Source organism: Duganella sp. CF402, from assembly GCF_900109645.1.
Classification (GTDB): domain Bacteria; phylum Pseudomonadota; class Gammaproteobacteria; order Burkholderiales; family Burkholderiaceae_D; genus Rugamonas.
Genome location: NZ_FOBG01000003.1, coordinates 179,346 through 192,331 on the forward strand (window position 1 = coordinate 179,346; position 12,986 = coordinate 192,331).

The following is a 12,986-nucleotide window of genomic DNA, read 5'->3' on the forward strand; positions in this document are numbered from 1 at the left end:
GAAGTAACTTCAGCCCGCAAGCGCCCCGGCGCTTCGCGGGCTTTTTTGCATCGCGCCCCACAGCACCAGCAGCAGGGCCAGCACGGTCAGGCCGGCGCCGGCGTACATCACCGCCGCGTAGCCGAGATGAGCGTTCAGCACGGCCGCACCAAGAGCGGCGCCGATCGCATTGCCGAGGTTGAAGGCACCGATGTTGACCGACGAGGCCAGGCCGGGCGCCTCGGTGGCGGCGCGCATCACGCGCATCTGCACCGGCGGCACCAGCGCGAAGGCGGCGATACCCCACACCAGCAGGCCCACGGCGGCGCCGGCCGGGGTGCGCGCCAGCCACGGGAAGGCCAGCATGACCACCGTTTCCAGCAGCAGGAAGCCGATCAGCGTCTTGTTGATCGACCAGTCGGCCAGCTTGCCGCCCACCGAGTTGCCGATGGTGAAACCGATGCCGATCAGCGCCAGCATGGCGGTGATGAAGCCCGGCGTGGCGTGGGTGAATTCCTGCAGGGCCGGGTTGATGTAGGTGTACAGCGCGAAGGTCGCGCCCGACGCCAGCACCGTGGTCATCAAGCCTTGCAGCACCACTGGACGCAGCAGCACTTTCAATTCCTTGCCCACATTTGGCGCTTCACCGGCGCTGCCTTGCGGCAGGAACAACAGCAATGCCGCCATCGCCAGCACGCCCAGCGCGCCGATGGCGCCGAACGATTCACGCCAGCCCAAGGCGTCGCTCAGCCAGGTGGCGGCCGGTACGCCGCCGATGTTGGCGATGGTCAGGCCGAGGAACATGGCAGCGACGGCGCTCGCCTGTTTCTCGCGCGGCACCAGGCCGGCAGCGACCACCGAACCGATGCCGAAGAAGGCGCCGTGGGTCAGGCTGGTGATGACACGCGCCGCCATCAGGCCGGCATAGCCGGGCGCGAAGGCCGACAGCAAATTGCCGACGGTGAAAATCGCCATCAGGGCGATCAGCGCCTTGCGGCGCGGCCAGCGCGCCAGCAGCAAGGTCATGAAGGGCGCGCCGATGGTCACGCCGATGGCGTAGGCCGATACCAGCAAGCCGGCGGTGGGAATCGACACGTTGACGCCTTGGGCAATCGACAGCAGCATGCCCATCGGGCCAAACTCGGTGGTGCCGATGCCGAAAGCGCCGATGGCCAGCGCCAGCAGGGGCAAGGCGGCGTTGCCTTGTAATTGTGAAGTGGAGGTGCTCATTTCCGGTGCTCCAAGTGAGAGTTCTGATGGACGCATTATCGATGAGCGACTTTCCCAGATAAAGCGCATAATCCTCAAAATACTTTTGCTGGAAATGGAAAAATGAAGCTGGCGCTCGATGAACTCTCGGTGTTCCTGGCAGTGGTCGACACCGGCTCGCTGACGGCGGCGGCCGACCGCCTGGAGCAGCCGGTATCGACCATCAGCCGGCTGCTGGCGCGGCTGGAAGGCAAGCTGCAAACCTCGCTGCTGCGCCGGACCACGCGCCGGCTCGACCTGACCGACGAGGGCTGCGCTTTCATCGAGGACGCCCGCCGCATCCTCGACGCCGTGCGCAACGCCGAGGAAGGCATGATGGAGCGGCGCGGCCAGCTGTCCGGGCCGCTGCGAGTGGATGCGGTCACGCCCTTCATGCTGCACGTGCTGGTGCCGCTGATGCCAGGCTACCGCGCGCTGCACCCCAAGGTCGAGCTCAAGCTCAGCAGCAATGAGGGCTTTATCGACCTGCTGGAGCGGCGCGTCGACCTGGCCATCCGCATCGGCGAGCTGAAGGACTCGACCCTGTACAGCCGCCCGCTCGGCCGCTCGCGCATCCGGCTGGTGGCCAGCCCGGCCTACCTGGCGCGCCACGGCGTGCCGGCCAGCGTGGCCGACCTGGCGCGGCACGAACTGCTGGGTTTCAGCGAGCCGGAGATACTGAACCAGTGGCCGCTGCTGGATGCAAGCGGCAAGCCGCTGCAGATTACGCCGACCATGACCTCGCCCAGCGGCGAAACCCTGCGCCAGCTTGCGCTGCAAGGCATGGGCATCATCAGCATGTCCGATTTCATGACGGCGGTGGACGTGGCGCAGGGCCGGCTGGTGCACGTGCTGCCGCATCTCACAGAGGAAAAATTCAAGCCGGTGCATGCCGTGTACTACCAGCACTCGACCGTCTCGGCAAAGGTGGCGTCGATGGTGAACTACCTGGCCGAGGCCATGCGTGTGCCCGAGGTCGACTGGCCGACCCTGGCTGGCCGATCCTGACCACACGCTGAGGCCGCCGCCTACCGTGCGGCGCGCACCGCCGCTGCGGTCGATAATGCTTCCATCGTCCGGGAGAACCATCATGTGGAACAGGGCAAGCGTCATGCTGTTATTCAGCCTCGCCGGTTGTGGCGGCGGTTCGGGGTCGGTATCGGTCGGCGGCGGCACGACGACACCGCCGATTGATCCGGCGCCGTCGAATCCGCATGTACTGGCCAGCGGGCTGCAAGCGCCGTGGTCGATCGCCTTCCTCGACGCCACGCCGCTGGTCAGCGAGCGCGGCACGGCGCGGATTCTGGCCGTAGGCGTAGGTGGCACGCTGACGCCGATTGCCACCATCGCCGGCGTCAGCGGCAGTGGCGAAGGCGGGCTGCTCGGCATCGCGGTACGCGACGGCTACCTGTACGCTTACTTCACCGCCAGCGACGGCAACCGCATCGAACGCTACCCGCTCACCGGCGCCGGCGCCGCAGCGCGTCTGGGCGCGGCGCAGCTGCTACTCGGTGGCATCCCCTCGCGCAGCAACCACAACGGCGGCCGCCTCGCCTTCGGCCCGGACGGCATGCTGTATGCCAGCACCGGCGATGCCGGCACCGGCAGCCGCTCGCAAGACCTGGGCTCGCTGGCGGGCAAGATCCTGCGCATGACACCCGACGGCCGCGTGCCGGCCGACAATCCGTTCGTCGGCTCCTACGTCTACAGCTACGGCCATCGCAACGTGCAGGGCCTGGCGTGGGCGGCAGACGGCAGCATGTACGCCTCCGAGTTCGGCGAGAATACGTGGGACGAGCTCAACCTCATCAAGGCCGGCGGCAACTACGGCTGGCCGGAGGTCGAAGGCAAAGCCGGCAACGCCAAGTACATCGATCCGCTGCAGCAATGGCCCACCTCGGCGGCCAGCCCGAGCGGCATCGCCGTCAGCGGCGGTAACCTCTACATCGCCAACCTGCGCGGCGAGCGCCTGCGCAAAGTGCCGCTGTCGGCGACCGGCAGCGCCACCGAGTTCTACGTCAAACAATACGGCCGCCTGCGGGACGTGGTGGTGGCGCCGGACGGCCGGCTCTACATCCTCACCAACAACACCGACGGCCGCGGCACGCCACAAACCGGCGACGACCGCATCCTGAGCGTGCCCCTACTGTAGCGCCGGCGCGCACCAGCGCTGCAACTTAGCGGCCAATAATTTTTCGTCCGGCAGCAGTATCTGGTAATCAGCCGCAACGATTTGGTTGGGCAAATTGTGAAGCGCGTAATGCGCTTCGGCAGCTCCCTTGCCAGCACACAGTATGAGGCCCACCGGCGGGTTCTCCCCTGGCTTGGTCCAATGTTCGCGAGCATAGTTAAGATAAAGATGCATCTGCCCGGCATCACCGGCGTTGAACTTGCTGGTCTTGAGTTCAATGACAACCAGGCAGTTGAGGCGGCGGTGAAAGAACAGCAGATCAACGCGGAACCAAGTGTCGTCCAGTCTCAACCGACGCTGGCGGCCGACAAAAGCAAAGTCGTCGCCCAATTCGAGCAGGAAGTCTTCCATATGCCGGATCAGCGCTTCCTCCAGTTCGGACTCCGAGTACTCGTCCTTAAGATCAAGGAACTCCAGCACAAACGGATCCTTGATGGCTTGCTCCGGCGTCATCACGTCCTCCGGCTTGGAGACCGCCCCCTGCTGCAGTATTTTGGCCGTATTTACCGACAACGCGGTACGTTCATAGAGGAGACTATTCACCTGTCGGTCTAACTGCCGAACCGACCAGCCATTACGCAAAGCCTCCGCCTCGTAAAAGAATCTGGCTTCGACTCCTTTCACCGACATCAAGCGAACATAGGCTGACCAAGGCAGTACGAATTTGCCAGACGGTGTCTGGTTAATTTCCGGCCAGCATAAATAAAAAGTCCGCATTTGCTGCAAGTTCTGCCGGCTGAAACCACGCCCGAAGCGTTTGCTCAGATCGGTAGAGAGCCGTTTAAGAAGCGCCTCCCCATAAGCAGCACGCTGCGCCCCCGCCTACTCACTTTCCACGATACGACGGCCTATCTCCCAATAAGCAGTGGTCATCAAAGAGTTGATGCTGCGCGCTGCAGCCCGGCGCGAATTTTCCAGCAACTCAACGATCTGCGCGTGAATATCGTCATAGTTGGCGATGAGCATTTTCCAGCCCTCCTTGGCGTGAGATTACTCAAAGCTTAGCCCCGCTCAACTGAGCTCTTTTAGATCAAGCGCAAACGAATCGCTGAGTTTTCGCCACCTTCGCCCGCGAATTTTCGTAAAAATCTTTGTTTTTCGATAGCAATATTGCTAAAAACGAAGTATTGTTGTGTGTGCACATGGGCGCTATCAATGACCAACGCTGCGCCGTCGAAAATTGTTGAGACGTACAATTTTTTCAGTTTTGTGTTGTGTGGAGCAACAGGAATATTTATTGCCTGTTGTTACGGGCTGTGGGTCGGACTACAATCGGGAATTCACCTTAGTCGTGTCATTTTGCGGAACTCGTTCATATGTCTTTTTTGTCTTCTGCTTCCCCCAAGTTAGCACCGTGGAAAGTTCTGTTGGTCGACGACGAACCGGACATTCATGACATCACCAAACTGACCCTGAGCCGCTTCCGCCTCGACGGCCGCGCCCTGACTTTCCTGCACGCCTACAGCGGCGCGGAAGCCAAGGAGGTGATGGCGCGCGAGACCGATATCGCGCTGGTGTTCCTCGACGTGGTGATGGAAAAGGAAGACTCCGGCCTCGAAGTCGCGCGCTGGATGCGCGAAGACGCCGACAACCAGTTCACCCGCATCGTGCTGCGCACCGGCCAGCCCGGCCAGGCGCCGGAAGAACGCGTGATCGTTAATTACGACATCAACGATTACAAGGAAAAGACCGAGCTCGACCGCACCAAGCTGTTCACCACCACCTTCGCCGCCCTGCGCGCCTACCGCGACATCATGAAGGTAGAGGAAGCGCACCGCGCGCAGGTCAATTACCGCGAAGGCCTGGAGCGCGTGATCGCCGCCTCGGCCCACATCTTCCAGCAGCGTAACCTGAAAGACTTCGCCAACGGCCTGCTGCAGCAAGTGGTGGCGCTGCTGCGCCTTGAGCACAGCATGCTGCTGCGCCTGCGCGGCGCCACCGCCATCAGCGGCGAGAACGATTACGAAATCCTGGCCCAGATCGGCGACGAGGAAGGCTCGCTGCTGACGCCGCAGGTCATGGCCCAGCTGGACGCCGCCAAGAGCAACAAGATCTCGCGCGTGGAAGGCGACACCTACATCGGCTACTTCCCCAACAACAGCGGCAAGGCCTCGCTGCTGGTGCTGAAAGGCGTGGCGGAAATCTCGGAGATCGACACCAAGCTGCTGGAAGTTTTCTGCTCCGGCGTCGCGATCGCCTTCGACAACATCCTGCTGAACCAGGAAATCACCGACACCCAGGCCGAGCTGATCCTGCGCCTCGGCGACGTGGTCGAATCGCGCTCCAACGAAGCCGGCAACCACGTACGCCGCATGTCGGAAGTGTGCCACCTGCTGGCCTTGGCAGCCGGCCTGCCGGAAGACGAAGTGGCGGTGCTGCGCCACGCCGCGCCGATGCACGACATCGGCAAGATCGCCACGCCGGACGCGGTGCTGCTCAAGCCGGGCAAGCTTGACGCGGCCGAATGGGAAATCATGAAGCAGCACCCGGCCGTCGGCCTGTCCATTCTCGACGGCTCGCAGCGACCGATCCTGAAAGCGGCCGCCGTGATCGCCCACCAGCACCACGAAAAATTCGACGGCAGCGGCTACCCGCAAGGCCTGAAGGGCCATGACATCCACCCGTACGCGCGCATCGTCGCCGTGGCCGATGTGTTCGACGCGCTGATGCACAAGCGCTGCTACAAGGAAGCCTGGCCGATCGAGAAAGTGATCGACCACCTGCGCGAAGTCTCGGGCCACCACCTCGATCCGGTGTACGTCGACCTGCTGATCAAGAACATCGACAAAGCGCTGGCCATCAACGAGCGCCTGCCAGATTGAATAAGCATATTTGCAATTGATCGTAGGAAGTCGATTTCCTTGCTCGTAAGATCGTGCTCTGTCTCACCAGACCACGCAAGGAAATCGCGATGCACAAACACGTACTGCCCCCTCTCCTCCTGCTAGCCGAAGTACTGGCCACGCTGCCGGCCGCGCAGGCGCAGGACAGCGCCAATATCGACCAGGTCACAGTCGTCGGTTCGCGCGCGCGCAACCGCACCGTGTTCGACTCCGCCGTGCCGATCGACCGCTTCGGCGCGCGCGAGGTGGAGAACGCCCTGTCCAGCGGCGAGGTGGGCGCGGCGCTGCAAGCTCTGGCGCCATCGATCAACTTCCCGCGCATTGAATCGAGCGGCGCCTCGGACTCGGTGCGCGGCGTGCAGCTGCGCGGCCTGGCGCCCGATCAGGTGCTGGTGCTGATCAACGGCAAGCGCCGCCACGCCAGCGCCGTGCTCGACACCGAGAGCAGCTTTGCCGGCACCGTGCCGGTCGACGTCAACGCGATTCCGCCCGGCGCCATCGACCACATTGAAATCCTGCGCGACGGCGCTGGCGCGCAATACGGCAGCGATGCGGTGGCCGGCGTCATCAACATCGTCCTGAAGCAGCAGCGCAGCGGCGGCTCGGCCTCGGTCAGCTACGGCGCCAACCACACCGACTTCAAGCCGACCGACGAAAAGAAAACCGACGGCCAGACCAAGATCGTCAACGCCGACTACGGCGTGCCGCTGGGCGACGCCGGCTTCCTGCGCTTCGGCGCCGAGAGCCGCAGCCGCAACCCGACCCAGCGCGCCGGCTTCAGCGACGCCGGCTGGACCTCGTGGAATGCCACCCCGGCCGACCTCGCGCTGGACGGCAAGGTGGTGTTCAAATCGGGCGATTCGCAGTCGCACAACAACTACGCCTTCTACAACGCGCTGCTGCCATTGAGCGAGGGCGTGGACGCCTACTCGTTCGCCACGCTGAACAAGCGCCAGTCGGACGGCAGCGCCTACTTCCGCTATCCGGGCGATCCCTCCAACGTGCTGTCGCTGTACCCGAACGGCTACCGCCCGGTCACGCACGGCGATCAGACCGATGTCAGCGTGGTGGCCGGTGTGCGCCTCGCCAGCGGCGGCTGGAACTGGGACTTGAGCGCGCGCCACGGCGGCAATATCTTCCGCTACGACCTGAGCAACTCGGCCAACGCCTCGCTGGGCGCGCAAAGCCCGTCCAGCTTCCACCTCGCCTCTTTCGATTATCGCCAGGACGCGCTCAACGCCGACCTCACCCGCGAACTGAACCTCGGCGGCGTACCGGTCAATCTGGCCGTGGGCGCCGAGTACAGCCGCGAAACCTACACCAGCTCGCCGGGCGATGCTGCTTCGTACGCCGCCGGCAGCGTCACCGATGCGCCGCCGGGCGCGCAAGCCGGCCCTGGCCTGCGTCCGCAAGATGCCTTCGACGGCAGCCGCCACCTGAGCTCGGTGTATGCCGATATCGAGAGCGACCTCAGCAAAGAACTGCTGGTCGGCGCGGCCGTGCGCTACTCGGACTACAGCGATTTCGGCAGCGCCAGCACCGGCAAGCTGTCGGCGCGCTACAAGTTCACCGACAACTTCCTGCTGCGCGGTTCGCTGTCGAACAGCTTCCGTGCGCCGGCGCTGGTGCAGACCGGCTTCCGCTTCTCCACGCTCAACTTCAACAGCGACGGCAGCGGCTTGCAGACTGCCTCGCTGCTGCCGGCCAGCGATCCGCTGGCGCGCGCGTTCGGCGCACAAGCGCTGAAGCCGGAGAAGTCGACCAACCTGTCGCTGGGCCTGGCGTGGAAACCGGCGCGCAACACCAGCTTCACGCTGGACGGCTACCGCATCAAGATCAAGGACCGCATCACCCGCACCAGCGATTTGCAAAGCGAGGCCGCCACCGCCTACCTGGCCAGCATCGGCCGCACTGACATCCAGTCGGTGGCCTACCTGGCCAACCTGCTGGACACCACCACCAGCGGCCTCGACGCGGTACTGAACCACGACCTGCCGCTGGCCGGCGGCAAGCTGAACCTGAGCGCCGCGCTCAACCTCAACCACACCGGCATCGACGCCGTGCATCAGTCGTCCGCCGCGCTGGCCAAGATCGATCCGGACCTGACGGTGCTGACCGACACCAGCCTGTTCCGCATCCGCAATGCCTCGCCCAAGAACAAGCTGGTGCTCGGCGCCGACTGGCAGGCCGCGCAATGGAGCTTGCTGGCGCGCGCCACCCGCTTCGGTCCGCTGAAAGACTTCTCGTATGACGACGATGCCGAGGTGATCGACGGTGTGCACGCCCAGCGCTTCGGCGCGGTGTGGACGCTGGACGTGGAAGCGCAGTACAAGCTGACCAGGCAACTGACCGTGTCGGTCGGTGCCGACAACCTGCTGGACCGCTACCCACAGCGCGTACGCGAGACCAACAACGCCACCTACGGCGGCGCCCTGCCCTACAACTTCATCAACCCGATCGGCGTGAATGGCGCATACTTCTACGGCCGCATTCGCTACACTTTCTAAACTAGGATAACCATGAAAAAACTGCTGACCGCCCTCGCATTGAGCGCAGCCCTTGCTGCGCCAGCCTTCGCCGCCAAAAACGCACTGGTGCTGCAAACCGACTTCGGCACCTCCGACGGCGCCGTGTCCGCCATGCGCGGCGTGGCCTACGGCGTCGACGCCGGCCTGACGGTGGCCGACCTGACCCACAATATTCCCGACTACGATATCTGGGTCGGCGGCTACCGCCTGTTCCAGACCGCTAACTACTGGCCGGAAGGCACGGTGTTTGTGTCGGTGATCGATCCGGGCGTGGGCACCACGCGCAAGTCGGTGGTGTTGAAGACCAAGGCCGGCCGCTACTTCGTCGGCCCGGACAACGGCCAGTTCACCCTGATCGCCGAGCGCGACGGCGTGGCCGAACTGCGTGAGATCGATGAGAAGGTCAACCGCCTGGCCGGCTCCGGCGAGTCCTACACCTTCCACGGCCGTGACGTGTACGCCTACGTCGGCGCGCGCCTGGCCTCGGGCGCGATCAGCTACGAGCAGGTGGGCCCGAGCCTGCCGGCCGACTCCGTGGTGAAGATCCCGTACCAAAAGGCGGTGCGCAACGGCGACACCATCCGTGGCATCATCCCGGTGCTGGACGTTAAGTACGGCAATGTGTGGACCAATATTCCGAAGACGCTGTTTGCGGAATTGAATATCGGCGTGCACGACAAGGTGCAAGTGCGCATCCTGCACAAGGGCAAGCAGGTCAACAAGGTGGTGGCGCCGTTCGAGCACACCTTCGGCGGCGTGGCCAAGGGCCAGCCGCTGGTCTACCTGAACAGCCTGTTGGAAGTGGCGGTGGCCATCAGCCAGGGCAACTATGCCGCCAAGTACAAGGTGGATTCCGGTGTCGACTGGGAAGTCGAAATCAGCAAGGCCAAGTAATTTAGACCTTGTGCTCCTGCTGTTTCACCAGGCGGTCGGTCATGGAACGTAATGACTTGAGCGCCTGGGTGACGGCTTCAATCTGCTTCTCATCTTCCGCGCGCGCCGAATCGACCGGCGCGAGCGAGATTTGCACCTTCTCCGCATCGGCCGAGGCTTGCTGCTCGGCGTAGGCGTCGCGACCCGCCTGGTCGGCGTCGCCCGTGCTGGGCGCGTCCGGCACGCTGGTGTCCGGCGACGTTTTCAGCACGCCGGCCGCCTGTTTGAGCTCGTTCGCCAGCTGTTTCAACTGCTGCTGCACCGCCTTGGCATCCTTGCCGCCAAACAGCTGCAACATGCGGCGCAGTGCTTCGATTTGTTCCTTGATCTCGGCCACGCGCTGGCGGGCCTGGGATTTCTGGTCCTGATCGGCGCGCAGCGACAGCCCATCGACGGCGGCGGCGTTTTTCTTGGCAATATCAAGCTGCTTTTGCAGCAAGTCTTGATAGGCGCCGCTGTTGCCGGCGGCGCTGGTCGGGGATATGGAAAGCATGGCGGGTCTCATAGAAGGGCTGGTCAACTAATACAGGCGACGCCAGCGGCCTTCTTGTTAAACCGTTCTACTTGCGCTTGATTTTTGGGAAACGTAGCTTGTAATGCAACCCCATGCCCGGCGCGCTCACCACTTTGACGGTGCCGCCCAGCGCGCCCGTCACCAGGTTGTACAAAATATGCGCGCCGAGGCCGCTGCCGCCCGAGCCGCGCTTGGTGGTGAAGAAGGGGTCGAACAGCTGCGACAGGGTGCCGCTGTCCATGCCAACGCCGTCGTCGCTGTATTCGAAGTCGATGAAATCGCCATCCACCTTGCCGGTGATCTTGATCTTGCCCGACTGCCCTTCCTCGAAGCCGTGCACCAGCGAGTTGACCACCATATTGGTGACGATCTGCGAAATCGCGCCCGGGAAGCTGGCCATGTTGATGTGCTCTTCGCAGTTGATCTCGACCTGGATCGGCTTGCCCTTGAGCTTGGGCTGCAGCGACAGCAGCACTTCGTCCAGGTACTTGCGCAGGTTGAAGCTGCGGATATCGTCCGAGGACTGGTCCACCGCCACCTGCTTGAAGCTGCGCACCAGCGCGGCCGCGCGCTGGGTGTTGGTGGTCATGATTTTCAGCGACTGGTCGATGATCTCGAAGAACTGGTTGAGGCCGTCCTCATCGAGCGTGCCGTTGGCCAGGTCTTCGCGGGTCAGCTTGAGCTCTTCCACCAGGTGGCTGGTGGCGGTGACGCAGATGCCGAGCGGAGTATTGATTTCGTGCGCCACGCCGGCCACCAGCCGGCCCAGCGAGGCCAGCTTTTCCTGCCGCACCAGTTCGCCCTGCGCATCCTTGAGCGAGGTCAGCGCGCTTTCCAGCGCGGCGTTCTGCTCTTCCAGCTGTTCCTTCGACAGGCGGATCTGGCGGTCGGCCTGCATGCGCGCGATGGCCACCGCCACGTGGCTGGCCATGAAGGCCAGGATGTCGAGGTCGGCCTGGGTGTACTGCACGCTGTCGTCGTAGCTCTGGACGATGATCACGCCGTAGGCCTGGTCGCCCAGCAGCATCGGCGCGCCCATCCAGCTGGCGATCCCGACATTGCCCAGCGGGTGCTCCATCTCGCCGGTCTCGATCAGTGCGCGGAAACTGTCGCCGTCGAGCAGCATGGCCTGCTTGCGCTGCAGGACGTAGGACGACATGCCGATGCCGTAGTCGAAGCGCTTGACCGGCGCCTGCTCGTCCTTCTCGTCGACAAAATACGGGATGCTGATTTCCTGCGTGTCCGGATGGTACAGCGCCATCAGGAAGTTCTTGGCCGGCACCAGTTCGCTGATGATCTGGTGCAGACGCATGTTGAGGCGGCTGCCGCCGGTGGCCGTGGCCGACAGGTTGGCCAATTCGTACAGGCCGCGCTGGATGTTCTCGGCGCGGCGGCGCTCGGCCACCTCGTGCTGCAGCTGGGCGGTGCGTTCGAGCACGGCGCGTTCCAGCCGGTCCATGCTCTGCAAGCCCTGCAGCGCGCTGGAGACGTGGTTGGCAATCGACTTGAACAAGGCCTGGTCTTCATCGCTGAAGGTGTGTTCCTTGTCGTAGCTCTGGATCACCACCGCGCCCAGCACCTGGTGGTTGTGGTCGAACAGCGGGCAGCCCATCCAGTGCTCGGCCACCGTGCCGATGCCGAAGCCGGCGTTGTCCTCGCGCTTGGAATGGTGCTCGGCGGCGGTCATGACGATCGGGGCGCGGCTCAGGATCACGGCCGCCGTCGGCGATTCGCCGGCCACCAGCTCGAACAGTTCGTCGCGGTTGGGCGGGTCGTCGAGCTCGTCGACGAAGTAGACGAAGCGCACCATATTGGCCGGACCGTCCTGGTCGCTGAGCGCCACGAAGAAGTTGGCGGCATACATGATGCGGCCCAGCGCCGCATGCACGGCCTGCAGGAATTCACTGATATCGGTGCAGCTGGCGGATTTTTGCCCGATTTCGAGCAGCACGGTCTGGACGGCTTCCAGCCGGGAGAGGCGACTTTCCATCAATTTTCCTATGTTTGTGGCGTTTGCGGCGATCTCGCCCATGCGCATAGGAAATACTAGCAGTCGGGAGCCGGGCAGGCAACGCCGCCCGGCGTGCGCTTGCGCGCTTTACAGCTTATTTATGCCTGGTCTTGCGACTTGCGACGGCGCGCGGCCACCGCGCCGACCAGACCCAGGCCGCCCAGCAGCATGCCGTAGGTGGCTGGTTCCGGCACTGCCGACACGGTGGCGCTACCAGTGTAGGCGCCCGACGCTTTCGACAGCACGGTGCCGCTCACCAGCAGGAAGTAGTTGCCGGCAGCCAGCGGGCCAGTGCTCAGTTCCCACTGGTCGGTCTTGCCGGTCGACAGCTGCGTGCCTTTCAGCACCAGGCCGTCGGCGTTGAACAGGCTCAGGCCCAGGATGTCGAGGCCGTTCTTCTCGTTGCCGGACGAGGAGAAGGTGTCGGCGAAGATGCTGCCGGCAGTGCTCAGGGTAAAGGTGTAGCGCTCGGCAAAGGTGTTGCCGGCGTTGTTGCCGGTGATGTGGTGACCGAAGATGTCACCGCCGCTGGTCAGGTCCAGAACTGCGTCTGGATTGCTGATATCGGCTGCCATTGCCCCCTGCGCCATCAGTGCTGCGCTCGCCACGATGACGGCGCCTGCTATGCGTTTTGCTGTTTTCATTAAACCTCCTTGAGTTAAAAATAACGGTATCAAAAAGACACCGCGAAAGGAGGGCCAAATTTAACAGCCGAGCCTGCCGAAACAGGCCCCGCACG

At 63.7% G+C, this 12,986-nt stretch carries 9 protein-coding genes and 1 pseudogene; 5 read left to right on the forward strand and 5 right to left on the reverse strand.

Annotated elements, in window-relative coordinates; all coding sequences use genetic code 11:
* Nucleotides 1-9 precede the first annotated feature (9 nt).
* On the reverse strand, nucleotides 10-1,209 hold the full coding sequence (locus BMZ70_RS22910) for an MFS transporter (protein WP_092279853.1): 1,200 nt from the start codon (nucleotides 1,207-1,209) through the stop codon (nucleotides 10-12).
* A gap of 102 nt (nucleotides 1,210-1,311) precedes the next feature.
* On the opposite strand from BMZ70_RS22910, the gene BMZ70_RS22915 reads away from it, so the two are divergent.
* Both BMZ70_RS22915 and BMZ70_RS22920 read left to right on the forward strand, forming a co-directional pair.
* Nucleotides 1,312-2,235: a LysR family transcriptional regulator gene (locus BMZ70_RS22915; protein WP_092279855.1), complete on the forward strand. Its 924-nt coding sequence runs from the start codon at nucleotides 1,312-1,314 to the stop codon at nucleotides 2,233-2,235.
* Between the two features lie 103 nt (nucleotides 2,236-2,338).
* On the forward strand, nucleotides 2,339-3,379 hold the full coding sequence (locus BMZ70_RS22920) for a PQQ-dependent sugar dehydrogenase (RefSeq protein ID WP_229205560.1): 1,041 nt from the start codon (nucleotides 2,339-2,341) through the stop codon (nucleotides 3,377-3,379).
* Here the strand turns inward: BMZ70_RS22920 and BMZ70_RS22925 are convergent.
* Nucleotides 3,371-4,384 (reverse strand): annotated as a pseudogene (locus tag BMZ70_RS22925) (YhcG family protein). The gene BMZ70_RS22920 and the pseudogene BMZ70_RS22925 sit on opposite strands and share 9 nt — an antisense overlap.
* A gap of 350 nt (nucleotides 4,385-4,734) precedes the next feature.
* Between BMZ70_RS22925 and BMZ70_RS22930 the strand changes: the two are divergent.
* The 3 genes from BMZ70_RS22930 (at nucleotide 4,735) to BMZ70_RS22940 (ending at nucleotide 9,683) form a co-directional block, all read left to right on the forward strand.
* Nucleotides 4,735-6,240: a DUF3369 domain-containing protein gene (locus BMZ70_RS22930; protein ID WP_092279859.1), complete on the forward strand. Its 1,506-nt coding sequence runs from the start codon at nucleotides 4,735-4,737 to the stop codon at nucleotides 6,238-6,240.
* 89 nt (nucleotides 6,241-6,329) lie between these two features.
* On the forward strand, nucleotides 6,330-8,768 hold the full coding sequence (locus BMZ70_RS22935; RefSeq protein ID WP_092279861.1) for a TonB-dependent receptor plug domain-containing protein: 2,439 nt from the start codon (nucleotides 6,330-6,332) through the stop codon (nucleotides 8,766-8,768).
* Nucleotides 8,769-8,780: 12 nt separating this feature from the next.
* Nucleotides 8,781-9,683: an SAM hydrolase/SAM-dependent halogenase family protein gene (locus BMZ70_RS22940; protein WP_092279863.1), complete on the forward strand. Its 903-nt coding sequence runs from the start codon at nucleotides 8,781-8,783 to the stop codon at nucleotides 9,681-9,683.
* Nucleotide 9,684: 1 nt separating this feature from the next.
* Here BMZ70_RS22940 and BMZ70_RS22945 read toward each other — a convergent pair whose 3' ends face one another.
* The 3 genes from BMZ70_RS22945 to BMZ70_RS22955 form a co-directional block, all read right to left on the reverse strand.
* On the reverse strand, nucleotides 9,685-10,215 hold the full coding sequence (locus tag BMZ70_RS22945) for a hypothetical protein (RefSeq protein WP_092279865.1): 531 nt from the start codon (nucleotides 10,213-10,215) through the stop codon (nucleotides 9,685-9,687).
* A 67-nt stretch (nucleotides 10,216-10,282) separates the two neighbouring features.
* On the reverse strand, nucleotides 10,283-12,226 hold the full coding sequence (locus BMZ70_RS22950) for a GAF domain-containing sensor histidine kinase (protein WP_092279867.1): 1,944 nt from the start codon (nucleotides 12,224-12,226) through the stop codon (nucleotides 10,283-10,285).
* Between the two features lie 119 nt (nucleotides 12,227-12,345).
* On the reverse strand, nucleotides 12,346-12,891 hold the full coding sequence (locus tag BMZ70_RS22955; protein ID WP_092279869.1) for an FxDxF family PEP-CTERM protein: 546 nt from the start codon (nucleotides 12,889-12,891) through the stop codon (nucleotides 12,346-12,348).
* Nucleotides 12,892-12,986 lie beyond the last annotated feature (95 nt).

What these genes read in the sequence shown, in the direction of transcription:
- BMZ70_RS22910 (WP_092279853.1), bottom strand. Translation starts at nt 1,209, where the DNA reads ATGAGCACCTCCACTTCACAATTACAAGGCAACGCCGCCTTGCCCCTG.
- BMZ70_RS22915 (WP_092279855.1), top strand. Translation starts at nt 1,312, where the DNA reads ATGAAGCTGGCGCTCGATGAACTCTCGGTGTTCCTGGCAGTGGTCGAC.
- BMZ70_RS22920 (WP_229205560.1), top strand. Translation starts at nt 2,339, where the DNA reads ATGCTGTTATTCAGCCTCGCCGGTTGTGGCGGCGGTTCGGGGTCGGTA.
- BMZ70_RS22930 (WP_092279859.1), top strand. Translation starts at nt 4,735, where the DNA reads ATGTCTTTTTTGTCTTCTGCTTCCCCCAAGTTAGCACCGTGGAAAGTT.
- BMZ70_RS22935 (WP_092279861.1), top strand. Translation starts at nt 6,330, where the DNA reads ATGCACAAACACGTACTGCCCCCTCTCCTCCTGCTAGCCGAAGTACTG.
- BMZ70_RS22940 (WP_092279863.1), top strand. Translation starts at nt 8,781, where the DNA reads ATGAAAAAACTGCTGACCGCCCTCGCATTGAGCGCAGCCCTTGCTGCG.
- BMZ70_RS22945 (WP_092279865.1), bottom strand. Translation starts at nt 10,215, where the DNA reads ATGCTTTCCATATCCCCGACCAGCGCCGCCGGCAACAGCGGCGCCTAT.
- BMZ70_RS22950 (WP_092279867.1), bottom strand. Translation starts at nt 12,226, where the DNA reads ATGGAAAGTCGCCTCTCCCGGCTGGAAGCCGTCCAGACCGTGCTGCTC.
- BMZ70_RS22955 (WP_092279869.1), bottom strand. Translation starts at nt 12,891, where the DNA reads ATGAAAACAGCAAAACGCATAGCAGGCGCCGTCATCGTGGCGAGCGCA.